The 18,809-nt window shown below is 62.0% G+C and carries 18 protein-coding genes; 7 read left to right on the top strand and 11 right to left on the bottom strand.

Features of this window, described 5'->3' with window-relative positions:
* Nucleotides 1-68: 68 nt before the first annotated feature.
* Nucleotides 69-1,922, bottom strand: coding sequence for a M3 family oligoendopeptidase (locus GR197_RS07850; protein ID WP_164008224.1), 1,854 nt, complete (start codon nucleotides 1,920-1,922; stop codon nucleotides 69-71).
* A gap of 207 nt (nucleotides 1,923-2,129) precedes the next feature.
* On the opposite strand from GR197_RS07850, the gene GR197_RS07845 reads away from it, so the two are divergent.
* Nucleotides 2,130-3,674 carry a sigma-54-dependent transcriptional regulator gene (locus GR197_RS07845; protein ID WP_164008222.1) on the top strand — a complete coding sequence of 515 codons (1,545 nt, stop codon included), beginning with the start codon at nucleotides 2,130-2,132 and terminating at the stop codon, nucleotides 3,672-3,674.
* A gap of 178 nt (nucleotides 3,675-3,852) precedes the next feature.
* Entirely contained in the window at nucleotides 3,853-5,685 is a 1,833-nt protein-coding gene (locus GR197_RS07840; protein ID WP_164008220.1) for a DUF882 domain-containing protein, read from the top strand.
* A 309-nt stretch (nucleotides 5,686-5,994) separates the two neighbouring features.
* On the opposite strand, the gene GR197_RS07835 is transcribed toward GR197_RS07840, so the two are convergent.
* The 3 genes from GR197_RS07835 to GR197_RS07825 form a co-directional block, all read right to left on the bottom strand.
* Entirely contained in the window at nucleotides 5,995-6,258 is a 264-nt protein-coding gene (locus GR197_RS07835) for a DUF2312 domain-containing protein (RefSeq protein WP_007631616.1), read from the bottom strand.
* Between the two features lie 92 nt (nucleotides 6,259-6,350).
* On the bottom strand, nucleotides 6,351-6,656 hold the full coding sequence (locus GR197_RS07830) for a DUF1244 domain-containing protein (RefSeq protein ID WP_164008218.1): 306 nt from the start codon (nucleotides 6,654-6,656) through the stop codon (nucleotides 6,351-6,353).
* A gap of 48 nt (nucleotides 6,657-6,704) precedes the next feature.
* The gene (locus GR197_RS07825) at nucleotides 6,705-7,493 is read right to left on the bottom strand and encodes an N-formylglutamate amidohydrolase (RefSeq protein ID WP_164008216.1); all 789 of its coding nucleotides are present in this window, start codon (nucleotides 7,491-7,493) and stop codon (nucleotides 6,705-6,707) included.
* A 201-nt stretch (nucleotides 7,494-7,694) separates the two neighbouring features.
* Here GR197_RS07825 and GR197_RS07820 point away from each other — a divergent pair, with 201 nt between their 5' ends.
* From GR197_RS07820 to GR197_RS07810, 3 genes are all read left to right on the top strand, one after another.
* Nucleotides 7,695-8,180 carry a DUF1036 domain-containing protein gene (locus GR197_RS07820; protein ID WP_089152718.1) on the top strand — a complete coding sequence of 162 codons (486 nt, stop codon included), beginning with the start codon at nucleotides 7,695-7,697 and terminating at the stop codon, nucleotides 8,178-8,180.
* Nucleotides 8,180-9,619, top strand: coding sequence for a pyruvate kinase (gene pyk, locus GR197_RS07815; RefSeq protein ID WP_007631609.1), 1,440 nt, complete (start codon nucleotides 8,180-8,182; stop codon nucleotides 9,617-9,619). Before GR197_RS07820 ends, pyk begins: the two co-directional genes overlap by 1 nt.
* A gap of 174 nt (nucleotides 9,620-9,793) precedes the next feature.
* Nucleotides 9,794-10,429, top strand: a complete 636-nt coding sequence (locus GR197_RS07810; protein WP_164008213.1) for a LysE family translocator — start codon at nucleotides 9,794-9,796, stop codon at nucleotides 10,427-10,429.
* A 2-nt stretch (nucleotides 10,430-10,431) separates the two neighbouring features.
* On the opposite strand, the gene GR197_RS07805 is transcribed toward GR197_RS07810, so the two are convergent.
* The 3 genes from GR197_RS07805 to GR197_RS07795 are packed head-to-tail and all read right to left on the bottom strand — an operon-like array spanning nucleotide 10,432 to nucleotide 11,806.
* Nucleotides 10,432-10,989 carry a DUF4865 family protein gene (locus GR197_RS07805; protein WP_164008211.1) on the bottom strand — a complete coding sequence of 186 codons (558 nt, stop codon included), beginning with the start codon at nucleotides 10,987-10,989 and terminating at the stop codon, nucleotides 10,432-10,434.
* Nucleotides 10,986-11,390: a cupin domain-containing protein gene (locus GR197_RS07800; protein WP_164008209.1), complete on the bottom strand. Its 405-nt coding sequence runs from the start codon at nucleotides 11,388-11,390 to the stop codon at nucleotides 10,986-10,988. The genes GR197_RS07805 and GR197_RS07800 overlap by 4 nt, the downstream gene beginning before the upstream one ends.
* Nucleotides 11,387-11,806 carry a tautomerase family protein gene (locus tag GR197_RS07795; RefSeq protein ID WP_164008207.1) on the bottom strand — a complete coding sequence of 140 codons (420 nt, stop codon included), beginning with the start codon at nucleotides 11,804-11,806 and terminating at the stop codon, nucleotides 11,387-11,389. Before GR197_RS07795 ends, GR197_RS07800 begins: the two co-directional genes overlap by 4 nt.
* Nucleotides 11,807-11,923: 117 nt before the next feature.
* On the opposite strand from GR197_RS07795, the gene GR197_RS07790 reads away from it, so the two are divergent.
* Both GR197_RS07790 and GR197_RS07785 read left to right on the top strand, forming a co-directional pair.
* The gene (locus tag GR197_RS07790) at nucleotides 11,924-12,820 is read left to right on the top strand and encodes a LysR substrate-binding domain-containing protein (RefSeq protein ID WP_164008205.1); all 897 of its coding nucleotides are present in this window, start codon (nucleotides 11,924-11,926) and stop codon (nucleotides 12,818-12,820) included.
* 230 nt (nucleotides 12,821-13,050) lie between these two features.
* A complete protein-coding gene (locus GR197_RS07785; protein WP_164008203.1) occupies nucleotides 13,051-13,860 on the top strand; it encodes a phytanoyl-CoA dioxygenase in 810 nt (269 codons plus the stop codon).
* A 115-nt stretch (nucleotides 13,861-13,975) separates the two neighbouring features.
* Here GR197_RS07785 and GR197_RS07780 read toward each other — a convergent pair whose 3' ends face one another.
* The 4 genes from GR197_RS07780 to GR197_RS07765 all read right to left on the bottom strand — a co-directional run bounded on the left by GR197_RS07780 (nucleotide 13,976) and on the right by GR197_RS07765 (nucleotide 18,702).
* Nucleotides 13,976-14,950, bottom strand: coding sequence for a threonine ammonia-lyase (locus GR197_RS07780; RefSeq protein WP_164008201.1), 975 nt, complete (start codon nucleotides 14,948-14,950; stop codon nucleotides 13,976-13,978).
* A gap of 125 nt (nucleotides 14,951-15,075) precedes the next feature.
* Nucleotides 15,076-16,812 (bottom strand): gamma-glutamyltransferase, encoded by a 1,737-nt coding sequence (ggt, locus tag GR197_RS07775; protein ID WP_164008199.1) that lies wholly within the window; start codon nucleotides 16,810-16,812, stop codon nucleotides 15,076-15,078.
* Nucleotides 16,813-16,915: 103 nt separating this feature from the next.
* Nucleotides 16,916-17,971, bottom strand: coding sequence for an alpha/beta fold hydrolase (locus tag GR197_RS07770; protein WP_164008197.1), 1,056 nt, complete (start codon nucleotides 17,969-17,971; stop codon nucleotides 16,916-16,918).
* 116 nt (nucleotides 17,972-18,087) lie between these two features.
* Nucleotides 18,088-18,702, bottom strand: a complete 615-nt coding sequence (locus GR197_RS07765; RefSeq protein ID WP_164008195.1) for a tetratricopeptide repeat protein — start codon at nucleotides 18,700-18,702, stop codon at nucleotides 18,088-18,090.
* Nucleotides 18,703-18,809: the final 107 nt, after the last annotated feature.

Below are 18,809 nucleotides of genomic sequence, written 5' to 3'. Positions count from 1 at the left end.
GGTTCCACCGTTTCGCCCTGTCATCCGCCTGGCGGTCCCTTCTGCCCGGGGAGAAGGGACTCGCTCTCTCAGCCCCTATCCAAAGCCTCCAACTCGTCGATCAGCCCTTCGATCATCGACAGGCCCTGGCTCCAGAACGACGGATCGGTGGCGTCGAGGCCGAAAGGCTTCAGCAGTTCCGAATGATGCTTGGTGCCGCCAGCCTTCAGCAGTTCGAAATACTTTTCCTGAAAGCCGGTCTCGGCCTTCTGGTAGACGGCATAGAGCGAATTCACCAGGCAATCGCCGAAAGCATAGGCGTAGACGTAGAAGGGCGAGTGGATGAAGTGGGGGATATAGGCCCAATAGGTCTCGTATCCTTCAGAAATGTTGATCGCCGGCCCGAGGCTTTCCGACTGGACGGAGAGCCAGAGTTCGCCGATGTCGTCGGCGGTGAGTTCACCAGCCTTGCGGGCGGTGTGCAGCTTGCGCTCGAATTCGTAAAAGGCGATCTGGCGCACGACCGTGTTGATCATGTCCTCGACCTTCTGAGCGAGCATCGCCTTGCGCTCGCGCATGTCGCCGGTTTTTTCCAGGAGCGCGCGGAAAGTCAGCATCTCGCCGAAGACGGAAGCTGTTTCGGCAAGCGTCAGCGGCGTCTGGCACATCAGTGCCCCTTGCGCGCCGGCCAGAACCTGGTGCACACCGTGCCCGAGCTCATGGGCAAGCGTCATCACGTCGCGCGGCTTGCCCATGTAGTTGACGAGCACATAGGGGTGGGCCGAGGGAACCGTCGGATGGGCGAAGGCGCCGGGCGCCTTGCCGGGGCGGACCGGGGCATCGATCCACTGCTCGTCGAAGAACCGCCTGGCGATCGCCTCCATCTCGGGGGCGAAATTGCCGTAGGCCGAAAGTACCGTGTCCTTTGCTTCGGGCCAGGAGATGACGGCACTGGAGGTTTCCGGAAGCGGCGCGTTGCGGTCCCAGAAATTCATCTGCTCCATGCCGAGCCATTTCGCCTTCATCTTATAATAGCGGTGCGAAAGGCGGGGATAGGCTTCGCGGACGGCGGCGGCCAGCGCATCGACGACCTCGCGCTCGACGCGGTTTGCCAGATGCCTGGAGTCGGCGATGTCCTCGAAGCCGCGCCAGCGGTCAGCGATCTCCTTGTCCTTGGCAAGCGTATTGGTGATCAGCGTGAAGGTGCGGATATTCGCCTTGAATGTTTCGGCGAGCGCCATGGCGGCCTTGCGGCGGGCTTCGGGATCCTTTTCCTGCAGCCTGTTCAGCGCCACTTCGAGCGGCACTTTCTCGCCATCGATCTCATAGCGAAGCTCTGCCATGGTTTCGTCGAAGAGGCGGTTGAAGGCAGCGGCCGATGTCATCGACTTCTCGAGGAAGAGCTGTTCCAGCCTGTCGTCGAGCTGGTAGGGCTTGTCCTTCCTGAGGTCGATGAGCCAGGGGCGATAGTGTCCGGCGGCGGTATCTCTCGCCATGCAGGCGTCGATCACCGCGTCGTCGATGCGGTTCAGTTCCAGCGCGAAGAACAGGAGATGACCTGAAAATTCGGTGATCTTGGTCTGCACGTCGCCATAGAGCTTGCCGTTTGCCGGGTTGGTGGTGTCGGAGAAATAGGTGAGGCCGGCAAAAGAGCCGAGGCGGCCGATGATGTCGTCCAGCGCCTCATATTCCTTCAGCGCCGCGCCGATGCCCTCAGTGCCGGTCTTGGTTGCCGCCGCGGCCAGTTTGCCCTTCCACTTTTCTTCGAAGGCGATCGCGGCCTTGCCGGCCTTTTCCATGTCGGCGACGAAGGCGGTCGAGGTGGCGGAGGGATAAAGATCCTGCAGCTTCCAGACCGGCAGATCGCCGAGCGCCGGATCGGTCGCCCCAGCTGGCGCTGCTGCCGAGAAAAGAAGGCTGGCGTGCGGGAGCTTGATTTTCATGGGGCAATTCCTCTCCACTTTCATAACAGGTCTGCTTGAATAAGCGCGAGAAGGCCCGGCATCAAGGGCCTTTCGGCGCAAGAAAGGCGTCGGTTCGGCACGAAAATGACCCGTTCCAATCGTTAAAATGCAATTATTTCTCAAAACTGGATGTTCAAGCCTTCCTGTCAGAGTGCGCTTCATGGTTTCGCATGAAGTGAGGCGACAATGACCGGTTACAATGAGCTCAAGGGAGCAGGGCAAATCCTCGTGGTCGAGGACGACCCCGTGCAGCGCCGCCTGCTCAAGAACGCAATCGAGCGACACGGCCATGTCGTGCACCAGGCGGAAAACGGTCGCATCGGCTTGGAAATGGTCAAACGCGACAGCGGCCTTTTCAACGTCATCGTGCTCGATCTGATGATGCCGGAGATGACCGGCCTCGAGTTCCTCGACGCGCTTCACGAATTTGGTACGCAGATCCCGGTCATCGTTCAGACCGGGCAGGGCGGCATCGAAACGGTGGTGCAGGCGATGCGGGCCGGCGCCTTCGATTTCGTCGTCAAGCCGGTCTCGCCCGAACGTATCGCCACGTCGATCTCGAATGCGATGAGGCTCGATCAGCGCGAGGTGAAGGCGCGGGCCGGCCGTCGGTCGCGCTCAGGCTCGGTGGGCTTCGACGACATCGTATCGGCAAGCCCGGCGATGCTGCGCGTCATCGATCTCGCCCAGCGGGCGGCTCAGTCCAATATTCCCGTCGTGCTCGAAGGCGAATCCGGCGTCGGCAAGGAGCTGGTGGCACGTGCCATCCAGTCCGGCGGCGACCGCTCGAACAAGCCCTTTGTCACGGTCAATTGCGGGGCGATCCCCCATAATCTCGTCGAGAGCATTCTCTTCGGCCACGAGAAGGGTGCGTTTACCGGCGCGACCGAGCGCCACATCGGCAAATTCATGGAAGCCGACGGCGGCACCATCTTCCTCGACGAGATCGGCGACCTGCCGCTCGAGGTGCAGGTGAAGCTGTTGCGCGCCGTGCAGCAGGGCGAAATCGAGACCGTCGGTGCGCGCACCGCCCACAAGGTCAATGTCAGGCTGATCTCGGCGACCAACAAGGATCTGATCGAGGAGGTCAAGAACGGCCATTTCCGCGAGGATCTCTATTATCGCCTCAACGTCTTTCCGATCACCATTCCGGCACTGCGCAAACGCAAGGAGGACATTCCGCATCTGGTGCGGGTCTTTGCCGAGCGCTTCTCCAGCGAGCAGAAGAGTGGTCGCCGCATGACGGTGAATTCAGGCGCGCTGGCATTGCTGACTGCCTATGACTGGCCGGGCAATATCCGCCAGCTTGAAAATGCGATCTTTCGCGCGGTCGTTCTCGCCGAAGGGCCGGAGCTGACCGAGGGGGACTTCCCGCAGATCGCCGCCCAGCTTCCGGAATACGAAGTCGTGGACCATCTGGCGCTCGTTGCCGACAATACCGGCCTCGATCCCGACGACAGCTATGGTGAAGATTTCAGGGCATCGATTTCGGGAGAGGTGCATCACCGTCTGTCCGAAGCCTCCGAAAACGCGATCGCCAGCGTCAATCCCGCCGGCGACGTGCGCAGGCTTGCCGATGTCGAGGAAGAGCTCATCCGATTCGCGCTCAAATTCTATCGCGGACAGATGAGTCAAGTGGCGCGTAAACTTGGCATTGGCCGGTCCACACTTTATCGTAAGCTCAAGGACTACGGCATAGACCCCGATAATCCCCAGAAAGATGCGGCTTAAGGGCTTTTTGTTAAGACTCAGGCAACCACGATTTGTTACTTGTCATAAACCACTTGTTAGTGGCTCGTTCACTATGTAAAGAAAAGGTTGATCATGTGTGGCATTTTTGCCATCGTGTGACCGCATTTGACAGTCATCTGAGACAGTACGGGACATTGTCTGTCTGACGGGGATCGAGTTGCCGAATCTGAATGGGAATTCCAAGCCTTCGCGCTTGAGCTGGCGCTTGTTGTGCGCCGACCTTTGCGGAAAGGCAGTAAGGACGGCAGCGGCCGCCCTTATTGTGCTCGCGGTTTCCTCACCGGTATTCGTCAGTACACCTTCGCAGGCAGCGGGCGACACCCGCAGCCTCAAGCTCTATTTCATTCATACTGGCGAAAAGGCCGTCATCACCTACAAGCGCAACGGCAAGTTCGACCCGAAGGGCCTGGAGCAGCTGAACCGCTTCCTGCGCGACTGGCGCAAGAACCAGCCGACGAAGATGGATCCGCGCCTGTTCGACCTGATCTGGGACGTCTATCGCCAGAGCGGTTCGAAGGACTACATCAACGTCGTCTGCGGTTTCCGCTCGCCGGGAACCAACGAGATGCTGCGCGGCCGCTCGCGCAATTCAGGCGTCGCCGAAAAGAGCCAGCATATGCTCGGCAAGGCGATGGACTTCTTCATTCCCGACGTCAAACTCGCGACGTTGCGCGGGATCGGCATGAAGATGCAGGTCGGCGGCGTCGGCTTCTATCCGAAATCCGGCTCGCCCTTCGTGCATATGGATGTGGGCGGCGTTCGCGCCTGGCCGCGCATGAGCCGCGACGAGCTGGTCCGGCTTTTCCCGAACGGCAATACCATTCATATTCCGGCTGACGGCAAGCCGCTGCCGGGCTACCAGCAGGCAATGGCCGACTACAAGCGCCGCGTCAGCGGCACGCAGATCGAGATCGCCAGCGCCTCCGAATCGGCGCCGAAGCACAAGACGCTGTTTGCCGCGCTGTTTGGCGGTGGAGCGGATGAACAGGAAGACGATACGGACGATTCGACCCCTGTTGCCGTCGCCAAGGCGACGCCGCCGAAGGCCGAGCCAGCCCCTGTCGAGCCGCAGCAGACCGAAGTCGCCGATCTGAACGCGCCAGTGCCGCAGGTTCGCCCGGCATTCAGCAACCAGCCGGCCGGCAGCGACGTGGCGAGCGCGCTCGTCGCACCGTCTTCGGGTAATGCGGCGCAACAGGCTCTTGCAGCGGCCCTCCCGGCCGATCAGGCCCAACCGCAGCAGTTTGCCGATCTCAGCGCCTATAGTATTCCGGTCCCCTCGCTTCTCGGCCCCCGCCGTGCGCCTGGCGACGCCGAGCTTGCGTCGCTGACGGGCGCCAATGCCCTGCCGGTTCCGACGCCGGTCGAACGCCCCGCCGTTGCCGAGAACCTGCTTGCTGCGGCCGATGCCGATCCAGAAGCGGAGGCCGACGAAGCCGATCAGGACGCGTTATCTCCCGCCGTCGCCGATGCGCTCGACCAGCAGCGGAACGAGGGGGAAAGTCAGGTCGCGTCGAAGGCGCCTGAGATGACGGTAGAGCAGGCGATCAACGCCGCGATGACGCAAAAAGCGCCTGTTGCAAAGCCGCCGCTCGAACTCGCGGCTTTGGCGCCGACGACCAAATCGGCAAGCTTTGGCGACGGCTTCGACGAACCGGCCGCCGAAAGTGCTGTGGCTCAGGGACTTCCCGCCAAGGGCGGCCGCCCGACGCACAAGGAAGCCGCCGCAGCCGATGCCAGCCGCGCGGCAGTGCGCACCGAGCCGAAGCTGACGGAAAAGATGATTTCGCAATGGGCGCTGACCAATGCCCGCCTCGAAATGGCCTCCAAGCAGGTCAAGGCGCCGCGTTTCGTCAGCCAGACGATGCGTGCCCAGCCGACCGCCGTTTATGCCGAGGGCTTCAATGTCAAGACCGCTTCGGTCGACCCCGCCCGCTTTAGCGGCACTGCGGTGAATTTCATGCAAGTGCGCAAGTTCAATACGAACTGAGCCGGCCGATCCTGAAAATATCGAAAACCGTCGGAGAAATACCGGCGGTTTTTCCTTGATCGCTTCCATCGAGGCGAGGTGACCGTTTGGTCAAGCGTGTTCCAGAGCACGATGCCGAAACGTGTGAGCGGGTTTCTTATGACATTCTGTTCTAAAGCGCGCCGCATCAAACTTGGTTTATGCGACGCGCTTTAGGCCTTTGTTTTATGCATGTCGTTGTCGCTGCGCACTTCCGGGCGACATGCATTGGGCAAAAGAAAAGCCGCCGGAAGGCCCGGCGGCTTGTCGGCATCCGTGATGCGCGGCGGATCAGCCTTCCGGCGGCGACTCGATCATACCAAGCGCGAGCAGGTAGGTGTCGAGGATGGCTTCCTCCTCCATCCGCTCCTGCTCGTCCTTCTTGCGCAGCGCCACGACCTTTTTCAGGATCTTGGTATCGAAGCCCGTTCCCTTGGCTTCGCCATAGACGTCCTTGATATCGTCGGCGATGGTCTTCTTTTCTTCTTCCAGCCGTTCAATGCGCTCGATGAAAGCGCGAAGCTGATCGCGGGCGACGCCATGAGCATCAGACATCGTGTTCTCCTGATTTTTCGGATGATCGATTTTGGATGCACGTGACTGCCGCGAAGCGGCGTCACGGTCAAGCCTGTTGTCGGCGGCTTCAGCTATTTCTGCGGGTTGTTCAGTTCAAAAGCAGCCTTTTGCACAGGCGAGGCCTCGTTCTGGTGAAGATTCTTCCAGTCTTCATACGGCATGCCATAGACCATTTCGCGCGATTCGTCCTTGGTCATTGGGACACCATCGCCCTCGGCGGCTTCGCGATACCAGTTCGACAGGCAGTTGCGGCAGAAGCCGGCCAAGTTCATCAGGTCGATGTTCTGAACGTCGCTGCGTTCGCGAAGATGTGCGAGGAGGCGGCGGAAGGCTGCGGCCTCGAATTCGGTCTGCTGTGTTTTGCTGAGCGCGGTCATCTCGCTTTCCTTTCTTCACCAGGGCCCTTCTTGAACGGGGCCTTTCACTTAATAGGGGCCTGTACGCGACAGGTGGACGTCGTATTCGTGCACGGCCGGATCGGCATTCATCGCCGCAAAGATCGGCGCCAGGCGTTCGGCCCATGCCGATATTCCGGCCTCGTCTGCGATCAGGTCCTGGCGCACCTCGAGCAGCGCGTGCGGAATGCCGGTGATCATGCAGTGCCGGTACATGGTATCGCCCTTCAGCGCGCCGTCATAGGGCTCGTTGTCGCCGACGACAAGATCGGGGTCGGCGCGCAACCTCTGGAGCAGCGGGCCGACGGCGCGATGGTCGCTATCCCAAAGCACGGCGGCGTGCCAAGGGCGGGCAATGCCCTTCCAGGCCGGGGTGAAGGAGTGCAGCGACAGCACCAGCGGCGCTCTGCCGGTGGCGTTGGCCACCTTGTCGATCGTTGCGGCGACGGCACCCTGATAGGGTCGATGGAAGGTTTCGATGCGGCCATTCCACTCCTGCGGCGTGATCGGATGATTGCCTGGTATGACGGCGCCGTCGGAGATCTTCATGATCAGCGTCGGATCGTCTTCGCCACGGTTCGGGTCGATCAGCAGTCGCGAAAAGCCGCCGAGCACCGCGGGCACGCCGAGGCTCGCCGAAAGCTGCCGCGTCAGCCCCTCAATGCCGATGTCATAGGCGATGTGGCGGGCGAAGGCGGCGTCCGGCAGGCCGAGCCGGCCATATCGCGCGGGGAGGCGGTTCATCGCATGATCTGCGAGGATCACCATGCCTTTGTCATGTTTGCCGGGTAGGATTTCGAAGGGCTGGAAGTCGTCCATCGGTAATTGCCATTCGTCATTGCGAAGTCGGTGGCAGTGATCGCATGCGTCTGCGCCACGTTCAAGCGCCGCAGGCGGACAGAGGTTGAGCCGGACCCTCGACGGGTGGTTTGTGAAAGGAAATATAATCGATTAGCATTGCGTTGACTTTCGCTTGACGGCGGCGCAAGAAGACACGGATACGAATAACCGTGGAGCTATTTGGGAGCCGTGTTGATCCAAGCCGCACCAAGTTTCCTCACGCGGTCCGGACCGCTGGTCCGTCTCGCTTTGTTCGCTCTTGCAGCCATCATGCCGTTTTTCATTGCAGATGCCGCACGCGCCGATTTTCGCGTCTGCAACGGAACGCAAAATCTCGTCGGCGTCGCGATCGGCTATCGGGCCAAGGACGGCTGGATGACCGAGGGCTGGTGGCAAGTGCCGGCAACGACCTGCGCCACGTTGATCGAGGGAGAGTTGCAGTCGCGTTATTATTACCTCTACGCAGAGGACGCCGCCCGGGGAGGACGATGGACGGGTGACGTGCAGATGTGCGTGGCGGAAAACGAGTTCAAGATTACGGGTGTGCAAGATTGTTATGCCCGCGGTTACCAGAAGATGGGATTCAAGGAATATGATACGGGCCGCCAGGGTAGCTGGATGGTCCAACTCTCCGACACCCCAGGGACGCAAGAAAGCCAGAATTGATGAAGCGTAATCGCAAAATTAAAATCCTCGCCACCCTCGGGCCTGCCTCCGCCGAGGAATCGATGATCGAGAAGCTGCACCAGGCCGGTGCCGATGTCTTCCGCATCAATATGAGCCATGCAAGCCACGACCTGATGCGTACGCTGATCCAGCGCATCCGCTCGGTTGAAGCGCGCTGCGGCCGGCCGATCGGCATTCTCGCCGACCTGCAGGGACCGAAACTGCGCGTCGGCAAGTTCGTCGACAGCAAGGTCGACCTGAAGCCCGGCCAGACCTTCACGCTCGACAACAACGAAGCGCTCGGCGATCAGAACCGCGTCTTTCTGCCGCATCCTGAAATCCTGGAATCAGTGCAGCCCGGCCACCGCCTGCTGATCGATGATGGCAAGCTCGCGCTGCGCGCCGAAAAATGCGACGGCAAGAGCATCGTCACCACCGTTATTTCGGGCACGCGCATCTCCGACCGCAAGGGCGTCAGCCTTCCCGACACGCTGCTCGGCGTCGGCGCACTGACAGACAAGGACCGCGCCGACCTCGACGCCGTGCTCGCCACCGACGACGTCGATTGGGTGGCGCTGTCCTTCGTCCAGCGTCCCGATGACCTTGCCGAAGTGCGCAAGATCGCTCGTGGCCGTGTCGGCCTGATGTCGAAGATCGAAAAGCCGCAGGCGCTTGAGCGGATCGAAGAAATCATTGAGCTTTCCGACGCATTGATGGTCGCCCGCGGCGATCTCGGCGTCGAAATGCCGCTCGAATCGGTTCCCGGTATCCAGAAGCAGCTGATCCGCGCCTGCCGCCGTTCGGGCAAGCCGGTGGTCGTCGCCACGCAGATGCTGGAATCGATGATCTCCTCGCCGGTGCCGACGCGCGCCGAAGTTTCCGACGTCGCGACCGCCGTCTTCGAAGGTGCGGATGCCGTCATGCTCTCGGCCGAATCGGCCTCTGGCGACTATCCGGTCGAAGCCGTGTCGACCATGGCGTCGATTGCCACCGCCATCGAGCGCGAGCCGCATTATCCGGGCATCATCTATGCCCAGCGCGCCCAGCCGGAAGCGACCGGTGCGGATGCGATCTCGCTCGCTGCGCGCCAGATCGCCGAGACGCTGAAGCTGTCGGCGATTGTCTGTTACACCTCGTCGGGCACGACAGGCCTTCGCGCCTCGCGTGAGCGTCCGCAGGTGCCGATCCTGGCGCTGTCGCCGATCATCAAGACGGCACGCCGCCTTGCCGTCGTCTGGGGCCTGCATTGCGTCGTCACCCATGACGCGACCGATCTCGACGATATGGTCAACCGCGCCTGCCGCATCGTCGCCGACGAAGGTTTTGGCAAGCCGGGCGACCGCATCATCATCTCGGCCGGCGTGCCGCTCGGCACGCCCGGCGCCACCAATATGATCCGCATCGCCTATATCGGCTCCGACGGTCAAAGCGGCGTCTGATCCGACCGCGCCTGTTCGAAAGCCCGCTGCCTCAGTGAACTGACCCCCGAAGGTTGATGTCCAACTTTCGGGGGTCAGTTCACAGGAGGTGGCGGGCTTTTTCGTTGACGGGACGGCATTGCCAAGGGCTGCTATGCGTGCAAGTTTCGATCCTTGGATTGGGAGGGGATCATCATGGATATCGTCACGCTTCTGGCTTTTGCAGCCGTTTCCTTCGTCGGCATCGCCACACCGGGGCCGACCGTGTTGCTGGCGCTGACCAATGGTTCGAGGCATGGACTGCGCCGGGCGATTGCCGGCATGATCGGCGCGGTGCTTTCCGATTTCGTGTTGATCGGCGCCGTCGCGATCGGCCTCGGCGCCTTGCTGGCGGCATCGGAATTCTGGTTTTCAATGCTGAAATGGGCTGGTGTCGCCTATCTCGCCTTTCTCGGCATCATGCTGCTGCGCTCGAAGGGCACGATCGATGCGGCGCTGAAGTCCGGGGCGTCTTCGGGGGCAGCGTCGCCCTTTGCGATCGGGCTGAAGAGCTTCATGGTCGCGGCGACCAATCCGAAGGGGTATTTGTTCTTCTCGGCCTTCCTGCCGCAGTTCATCGATCCGACCCTGCCACAGGCAACGCAATATGCGCTGCTCGCGCTCACCTTTGCCGCGCTCGATTTTCTCATCATGTTCGGCTACGCCTTCTTCGGCTCGCAGGCGGTGCGTTTCCTGAAAACCTCAAGCGCCCTCTGGCTGGAGCGCGCCTGCGGCGGCGCGCTGTTGGCGCTTGCCGGCTCGCTTGCCTTCTATCGCCGGGCAACCGCTTGAGCTCAGGCTCGAGCCTGGGATAGGTGACCGACGCGATAGGCCTGCGTGTGCGCGTCAATTTCAGGAATTTCTCGCCATAGCCTGAAGCGCACCCGCGTCCATGTCGTCGGTTCGAAGCCGGAGACCGAGGCGAGCGCGCTGCCGGTCACGACGTCGGCTGCAGCTTGTACGCCGTCGGCACGGCGGATTTCGGCAAGCGGCGCGTAGGGCTCGATAGGCAGTATATCGCGGGTGGCAAATCTCGCTGCGGCGATATCCGGCGAGATTTCTGCCTGCCAGACGATCCAGGTCTTCACCTGCGGCCAGCCGAAGGCGCCGGTGAGCGTTTGGAAAGCCGGGCTGCAGAGGAAGTCGCTTGCACCTTCCGGCTCTTGCCAGAGGTAAAAGGGCGCATAGAGATTGTCGCGGCGGGCGAATTCTCCCTTCAAGGCACTGAGATAGGCCTTGAAGCCGAGATTGGGAAAGCCGTCGAGCAGCGGACCTTTTTCGCGGATGCGCCGGTCGATAATCGACATGTCGTAATCGGCGGGCAGGGTGAAGCTGTACTGCATGGCGATCATGACCGTGCCTCCACCGCCTGCAGCCATTCGACGGTGCTGCCGTTTTCGGCTGCCTGGATGCTGATATAGCTGAAAGGGCTGTCATCGGCTGCGCCATGCCAGTGGCGCTCGCCGGCGGCAAACCAGACAGCATCACCGGCACGCAAATCCTCGACGGGGCCGCCCTCGTTCTGCGCCAACCCATGCCCCGAAAGCACGTAGAGCAACTGACCCCTGGGGTGCGTGTGCCAGCGGGTGATCGTACCGGGATCGAGTGTGGCGCGCATGGCGGTGTTCTCACGGTCGGCCCCGCCTTCGAGCAACATCTCGACCCAGAAAGGCGCCGTTGCAACGCCTTCCGGCGAGCGCACCGCCCTGCCGGGGCGGCGAAGGGTCATCGTCGTCGGGTTCGAAGCGCTCATTGCTGGCCTCCTGCTATCCGCGAGCGCCAGTCGGGATTAGCCATCTGGGCGACGCCGTCGCCAAAGGACCAATCATCAGGGGCGCTGGTGCTGATGACGATCATCACATCCTCGGGCCGGAGGCCCGGCGATTGTGCCAGAAGTTCGGCGAGCCGCCGATAGAGCGCCGCCTTCATCTCGGCTGTCCGAGGCCTGCCGATGGTGATCGAGATGTAAACAAAATCACCAGAGCGCGGACCGGCGAGATAGTTGCGGTCGAAGATCAGCTCGTTCTCGTCATGCTGATGGATGGCCTGGAAGCGGTCGTGTTCGGGCACGTCGAAGGTTTCGACCAGGGCGCGCTGGATGTTGTCGACCAGCGCGGTGAGATAGTCCGGCGACTTGCCTTTGCGAAGCGAAATTCGAACGAAGGGCATCTGGATCTCCATGGTTCAGGCCGTTCGTCGGCCTTGACAGCAGAAGCATCGCACGGCACGATAATGCTGAAAATCAGAAATTTATGGATCAATGATCCTGGAAAATGGGATTATAAGATGCGGCGGACAATTTTCGATCTCGATGTGCTCCGTACCTTTTCGACCGGCATGGAGCTCGGCAACTTCGCCAAAGCGGCGGAAAGGCTCGGGCGTTCCACGTCGGCGGTCAGCGCACAGCTGAAGAAGCTGGAGGAGCAGGCCGGCACGCCGATCTTCCGCAAAGTGGGACGCGGCCTGGCTCTGACCGACGCCGGCGAGACGATGCTCGCTTATGCCAGGCGGTTGCTGGAACTCAACGACGAGGCGGCTGCGGCCGTGCACAGCGTCGAGCTGGAGGGCTGGGTGCGGCTCGGCCTGCAGGAGGATTTCGGCGAAAACCTGCTGCCGGAGGTGCTCGGCCGCTTCGCGCGCGCCCATCCGAAGGTTCGAATCGAGGCGCGGGTGGTGCGCAATGCCGAACTGCTCGAGCGCGTCACCTCGGGCAAGCTCGATCTGGCGCTTGCCTGGAGGGATGGCACACTGACGGCCCATTGCGAGCAGATTGGTGAGGTCCCGATGCGTTGGATCGGACCTGTCGAGGGAGCCACCGGCTGGCATGCGGCGAGCGGTGAGCCGATGCCGCTCGCCTCGCTGGAGGCGCCGTGCCTGTTGCGAAGTGCTGCGACCCGGGCACTTGATGAGGCGGGCATTTCATGGCGTCTCGCCTTTGTCAGCCCCAGCCTCGGCGGTCTCTGGGCGGCGGCGGCGGCGGGCCTCGGCATCACCATCCGTACACCGATCGGCCTGCCGGCGAAGGTCCAGCCGCTGGCGCCGGAGACGATCGGCCTGCCTGACTTGCCGAAGCTCGGCCTGGTCCTGCATCGGGCCGAAGCCGAACAGCAACCGGTTGCGGCCCGGCTCGCCGAGCTCGTGTTGCAGTCGGTGCACGGTGCGCTACGCGGAACAATGGCCTGACATCTGCGCATTGACCCGTCTGTCGCGTGGCTATAGCTTCGGATTGCTATGAAGATGATCACTCTCAATATCGCTACAGCCTTCTTCTTGAGTCTTTAAAGCTCCGCCTTCGGGCATTGGAAGACGCGGCCGCTTACCAGCCTTCGCGGCTGGCGCGTTGCCGTAGACTGGAACGATCCTGCATTTGGCCAAGGCAAGAGCCGGCAGGATTAGCGGTAGAGAGATATTTCATGACATCAACTGTTTACCCGCCGGCGCTGAGCGCCGCGCAGATCGAGCAATTCATCGAGGATGGCTTCATCCGGATCGAAGATGCTTTTCCCGGCGAACTGGCCGAGGAAGCTCGTGCCATCATGTGGCGCGATATTCCCTTCGATGCGGCTGACCCGAGGACGTGGACACAGCCAGTCGTGCGACTTGCCGGTTATGGCGGAGGGCCATTCGAGAAAGCCGCCAATACGCCGGTATTGCATTCGGCGTTCGACCAGCTCATCGGCAAGGGGCGCTGGGAGCCACGCAATGGGCTTGGCAGTTTTCCGGTGCGCTTTCCCCATCCGGACGATCCCGGCGATGCCGGCTGGCATGTCGATCTGAGCTTTCCCGGTGTGGATTCCGATGATCCGAACGAGCAACGGGACTTTTCCGCCTGGCGGGTGAATATCACCTCGCGCGGGTGGGCGCTGTTGATGCTGTTTCTGTTTTCGGATGTCGGGGAGGAGGATGCACCGACTCGCATTCGGGTCGGCTCGCACAAGGACATCGCACGCCTCCTGGCACCCGCGGGCGAGGCGGGAGTGGCGCACCTCTGGCTGGAGCATGTGGGGGAGGACCGGCCGCTGGCGTTGGCGACGGGTCCGGCAGGTACGGTGTATCTGTGCCACCCGTTCCTCATCCATGCGGCGCAGATACACCGCGGCAAGGAGCGGCGCTTCATGGCGCAGCCCGGCCTTGCGCCTTCCGAACCTCTGCGGCTCGATCGGGAGGACGGTTCCTGTTCACCGGTCGAGATGGCGATCCGACGAGCGCTTCAGGAGCGGTAGCAGAAATATGATGCATCCGACCGTAGCAGGTCGGATGCATCATACCCGCAGTTGCTGCAAGGCCGCACCCGATTGCCGGCGGGTGTCCGGACCCGAAGATGCGGTCTTCTTCTGCTCAGCCGAAGCGTTCGAGCGCCATGGCAAAGATATCGGCATCGACATTGCCGCCAGAGGTAACGGCGACGACGGTGTCGCTTTCCAGAGCCTCGCCATGGAAGAGGGCGGCAGCAAGCGCCACCGCCCCGCCGGGCTCGACGACGATCTTCAGCCTGACGAAAGCGAGTGCAATGGCACGCAGCGCTTCTTCGTCGGTGACGACGATGCCGGCGCCGGTGAGGCGCTTCAAGATCGGGAAAGTGATATTGCCAGGCTGCGGCGTAAGGATCGCGTCGCAGATCGAGCCCGACATCGAAGCGTTGCGCTCGATCCTGCCCGAAGCGAGCGAGCGGGTGGTATCGTCGAAATCCTTGGGCTCGCAGGGGCGGACGCGAAAGCCGGGGGCGCTGGCTTCGAGGGCGAGCGCGATGCCGGAGGTCAATCCGCCGCCGCCGCAGGGAACGAGGACTTCGGCTGACGTCACGCCTTCCTCTTCGGCCTGCTCTGAAATCTCCAGACCGGTCGTGCCCTGACCGGCGATGACAAGCGGTTCGTCGAAGGGCTTGATCAGCGTCAGGCTGCGCTCAGCTGAAAGTCTCGCGCCGATCTCGTCGCGATCCTCATTGACGCGGTCGTAGAGGACGACGTCGGCGCCGAATGCGCGGGTATTGGCGATTTTCAGTTTCGGCGCATCACTCGGCATGATGATGACCGAGGGCACATTGTGCAGCTTGGCAGCAAGCGCGACACCCTGGGCATGGTTGCCGGAGGAAAAGGCGATGACGCCCTTCGAGCGGACAGTCGGATCAAGGCCGGAGACGGCCGACCAGCCGCCGCGAAACTTGAACGAGCCGGAATGCTGCAAGCATTCGGCCTTCACGAACAGGCGCCGGCCGGCGATCTCGTTCAGGAAGGGAGAGGAGAGAAGCGGCGTGCGCCTCGCGTGACCGCGTAGACGGGCGCGGGCGGCGACAATCATTTCAATGCTGGCCATTCGGGAATCGTCCTGCTTGCGGGTTCGCTCATGCTTAGGGCGCGGCCAGCCATTTGTGAACGGCGACTTTGTCACCGTGACATGAATGGGGCGCCGCGTTTGCCGGCCGCTGCGATCTGCGGACGTCAGTAGCCGTTCGCCGACCCCTCCTCCGCGCGGCTGTCCATCGCCCCATTATACCGCGCACCGCCACCCTTTTCGATGGCGGCGAGGCTTTTGCCACCGACGAGGATGCCGGCGGCCTGGCCCCAGAGCGGTGCGTCATTGCCGCCATCGAAGCTGTAGCCCATGGCGGCGAGAGTCTTTTCCGTATCGGGCGAAATTGCATAGGGTTCGAGATAGACCTTGTCGGGCTGCCATTGATGGTGGATACGCGGCGCATTCACCGCCTGGCTGATATCCATGCCGAAATCGACGACGTTGAGGATCGCCTCCAACGTGATGGTGATGATGCGCGAGCCGCCGGGGCTGCCGATCACCATGAAGGGCTTGCCGTCCTTGGTGACGATCGTCGGGCTCATCGAGGAGAGCGGTGTCTTCTTCGGTGCGATGGCATTCGCCTCGCCCTGGACGAGGCCATAGAGGTTCGGCACGCCGGGCTTGGAGGTGAAATCGTCCATCTCGTTGTTGAGCAGGACGCCTGTGCCCGGCGCCACGACGGCGGCGCCGAAGGACCCGTTCAGCGTATAGGTGACGGCAACCGCATTGCCCTCGTCATCGATGATCGAATAATGCGTCGTCTCTGTGCTTTCCTTGCCGCCGAGCGGTTTGAGGTTGGCCGACGTGCCGGCCTTGTAGGGATCGATCTTGGCGACGATCTCCTTGGCATAGGCCTTGTCGATGAGCTTTGCGACCGGGTTCTCGACGAAATCGGGGTCGCCGAGCGCAGCATTGCGATCGACATAGGCATAGCGCATGGCCTCGACCATGACATGGACGGTGTCGGCTGAACCGTAGCCCAGGTAGGAAAGCGGATAACCTTCGAGAACGTTGAGGATCTCGCAGATGATGACGCCGCCGGAGGAAGGCGGCGGCGAGGAGATGATGTCGTAGCCGCGGTAATTGCACTCGACCGGCTTCAACTCCCGCACGGCATATTGCTCGAAATCTTGCCTGGCGAGGATGCCGCCCTTGGCCTGGCTTGCCTTGACGATTGCCTCGGCGGGCACGGCCTTGTAGAAGGCGTCAGGACCTTTTTCCGAAATGGCTGTCAGGACCGCGGCAAGGTCGGGCTGCTGGAGTTTTTCGCCGGATGCATAGGCTTTGCCATCGGGCTTCAGGAAGATCTTCGCCGCTGCCTCGTCCTTGGCAAGCCGCTTGGCGCTGCCGGCGAGGCTTGCAGCGTCGCCCTGTTCCAGCGTGAAGCCCTCCGTGGCGAAGCGGAGTGCCGGTGCGATCAGATCCTGGCGCGGCTTCGTGCCGTATTTCTCGCGTGCGGTCTCGAAGCCCATGACGGAGCCAGGAACGCCGACGGCAAGATAACCGTCAAGGCTGGCGCGCGGCACGATATCGCCCTTGGCATCGAGGTACATGGTCTTCGTGGCGGCGAGTGGCGCACGTTCGCGAAAATCGAGGAAGGTCTTCGTGCCGTCCTTCAGGCGGATGGTCATGAAACCGCCGCCGCCGAGATTGCCGGCCGAAGGATAGACGACCGCCAGCGCATAACCGACGGCGACCGCTGCATCGACGGCATTGCCACCGCCCTTCAGCACCTCGACGCCGACATCGGTGGCCAGATGCTGGGCGGTAACGACCATGCCGTGCTCGGCTTCGACAGGGGCGGGCGAGGCGGCGAGTGCGGAACTCAGGCTCAGCGAAAGGGCTGATATGACGGAGATCGTCCCGATATGCAGGCGGCCCATAATTTCCCCTCCTATGGACAATGATGGGAAGCATATGGGGCTGGGACGGCCCGAGGCAATGCAAGGATTTGGCTTTATGTGAGGAGTTCCGAAGCCGGCTGAGTCATGCGCCGTGAAGGGCGCCAGATCTCAACGAAGGTACGGTTCCAAGCGGTTGATCGCGTGATGCGGCGGCGAGCCTCTCCTCGGCCCTGCGGGCGATTGCCTGCAGGTCGCGTGGCTTGCCGGCGATCTTCTCGATGGCGGCGATGGCGACATCGGTTGCGAGGTAATCCGGCTTGTGGCCGACACCGCGAACGGTAATGAGCTCGGAGCCTGTGATATCGCGGGCCAGGCCGCGCGAATGCAAGTGCTCCCAGACGATCTCGTCGCTGTCGCCTGTTATGATGACGGTCGGAGCGGTGATCCGCGAATAGAGCGGCGACTGTTCCTTCACATAGGCAATCAATCTTTTCAAATCGGCGGCGTTGTTGTGGAAGGCCCTCGGCCGCAGCACCAGCGACGGACCGGTCTTTTCGATGTAGTCGGCCGGGCGTGGATTGGGGCGGAAAATATTCAGCGTGCCGCGTTCCAGCCGGCGGAGCCCGAGGGGTACGACGATTGCGTGGTTGAAGAGCCAGCCGAGGATTGGCACGGTTGCCACGTGATAGTACCAGTCGATGCCGCCTGGCCAGGGATGGGTGGCGGGTGCGAGGAAGAGCAGACCGGCGGCCTTATCGGGATGACGAAGGCCGAAGGCAGCGGTGATCGCGCCGCCGAAGGAATGGCCGACGATGACAGCTTTTTCGATGCCGCGCTTTTCCATCAGCCTGGCGATCGCATCGGCCTGACCGGAGGGAGCCGCGTTATCAGGACCGCCGCGTTCGGAATAGCCGTGGCCGGGACGATCGACGAACAGCATCTCCGCCCGGCCTTCGAGAGCAGCGCGGAAGGCAACGATTTGGTCGAGCAGATTGCCGCTGGCGCCGTGAATGAAGACGAGGGCCGGCAGATCCGCATTTTCGGGACGCTCGATGTGGACGGCGTTCATGCGGTAGCCGCCGACATCCGTCAGTTCGCCGATATTCGGATAGGCATATTCGAATTGCCGCGCCTTATAGGAGGAGTAGCCGATGGCGGCTGCGAGCGGGGCGAGAAGAGCGGAAACTTCTGCAAACATGATCTTAACGGTCGATAGTTGCGGCGGTTTTGCCGAGAGCGGACGCGCTGGGTCGTTTCCGGTCTACAGTTCTAAATTGCGCGGCTTGGCTGGAGGTCAAGATCGGCGAGCCGAGATCAGGTGCGGTTGCCGGCGAGTTTTTCCGCAAGCGTGTTGACCTGTTCCTGGGCGGTGCGCTCGGCGGGATAGACATCGAGGAAACGCTCCCAAGCCTTCAAGGTCAACTGGTCGTTGCCGGAGTTGCTGAGGATCGCCGCCATGCCGGAGAGCGCACCGAAATGGCGCGGCTCGAGATCGAGCACGTGTTCGATGTCCGACATTGATTTGCGATAATTGCCCATGACGAAGTTCAGCGTGGCGCGGCGGTTCCAGCTTTCGGCATAATCGGGCTTCAGCGCGATCGCCTCGTCGAGAAAATCGAGGGCGGCGGGATTGCGCTTTTCCTCGATTGCCTTGTCGGCCCACTGCATCAGCAGATTGACAGTGGCGCTGCCGGAATCGTTCCATTCCATGCGGATTTCATTGGCGATGCCGTTGGCCTTGTCAGGGTCGCGCTCGCGTTTCAGCTGGCTGAAGAGTTGGTCGAGGTGTTGCTTCGGCGAATTGGCGACAGCCGACTTCTCGACGATAACGTCCTTCTCCGCCGCAGCGGTCGGAAAGGCGGAAGTGAGGAGGATGAGGGCGAGCGGCAGCGCCGCTGACGTCAAAGCAAAAAAGCGCATGGCGGACATATTAGCCCGCCAACGCCGAAGATCAAACAAATTTGACGTGATCACCGCAGCGACCCACCGGATATATCTGCCGAGGCAACTGCGCGGCAAGGCGATCCGGGCGCGCG

The sequence above is a fragment of the Rhizobium phaseoli genome, assembly GCF_010668805.1.
Classification (GTDB): Bacteria; Pseudomonadota; Alphaproteobacteria; order Rhizobiales; family Rhizobiaceae; genus Rhizobium; species Rhizobium phaseoli_A.
Note: the sequence above shows the minus strand (reverse complement) of the source record. Positions and strands in the feature narration are given on the sequence as shown.

Coding starts and splice junctions, on each gene's coding strand:
- GR197_RS07795 (WP_164008207.1), bottom strand. CDS start 11,806: ATGCCCTTCGTTCGAATTTCGCTTCGCAAAGGCAAGTCGCCGGACTAT.
- GR197_RS07845 (WP_164008222.1), top strand. CDS start 2,130: ATGACCGGTTACAATGAGCTCAAGGGAGCAGGGCAAATCCTCGTGGTC.
- GR197_RS07835 (WP_007631616.1), bottom strand. CDS start 6,258: ATGTCTGATGCTCATGGCGTCGCCCGCGATCAGCTTCGCGCTTTCATC.
- ggt (WP_164008199.1), bottom strand. CDS start 16,812: ATGGGCCGCCTGCATATCGGGACGATCTCCGTCATATCAGCCCTTTCG.
- GR197_RS07810 (WP_164008213.1), top strand. CDS start 9,794: ATGGATATCGTCACGCTTCTGGCTTTTGCAGCCGTTTCCTTCGTCGGC.
- GR197_RS07780 (WP_164008201.1), bottom strand. CDS start 14,950: ATGGCCAGCATTGAAATGATTGTCGCCGCCCGCGCCCGTCTACGCGGT.
- GR197_RS07800 (WP_164008209.1), bottom strand. CDS start 11,390: ATGAGCGCTTCGAACCCGACGACGATGACCCTTCGCCGCCCCGGCAGG.
- GR197_RS07805 (WP_164008211.1), bottom strand. CDS start 10,989: ATGATCGCCATGCAGTACAGCTTCACCCTGCCCGCCGATTACGACATG.
- GR197_RS07790 (WP_164008205.1), top strand. CDS start 11,924: ATGCGGCGGACAATTTTCGATCTCGATGTGCTCCGTACCTTTTCGACC.
- GR197_RS07830 (WP_164008218.1), bottom strand. CDS start 6,656: ATGACCGCGCTCAGCAAAACACAGCAGACCGAATTCGAGGCCGCAGCC.
- GR197_RS07765 (WP_164008195.1), bottom strand. CDS start 18,702: ATGTCCGCCATGCGCTTTTTTGCTTTGACGTCAGCGGCGCTGCCGCTC.
- GR197_RS07850 (WP_164008224.1), bottom strand. CDS start 1,922: ATGAAAATCAAGCTCCCGCACGCCAGCCTTCTTTTCTCGGCAGCAGCG.
- GR197_RS07825 (WP_164008216.1), bottom strand. CDS start 7,493: ATGGACGACTTCCAGCCCTTCGAAATCCTACCCGGCAAACATGACAAA.
- GR197_RS07770 (WP_164008197.1), bottom strand. CDS start 17,971: ATGTTTGCAGAAGTTTCCGCTCTTCTCGCCCCGCTCGCAGCCGCCATC.
- GR197_RS07785 (WP_164008203.1), top strand. CDS start 13,051: ATGACATCAACTGTTTACCCGCCGGCGCTGAGCGCCGCGCAGATCGAG.
- pyk (WP_007631609.1), top strand. CDS start 8,180: ATGAAGCGTAATCGCAAAATTAAAATCCTCGCCACCCTCGGGCCTGCC.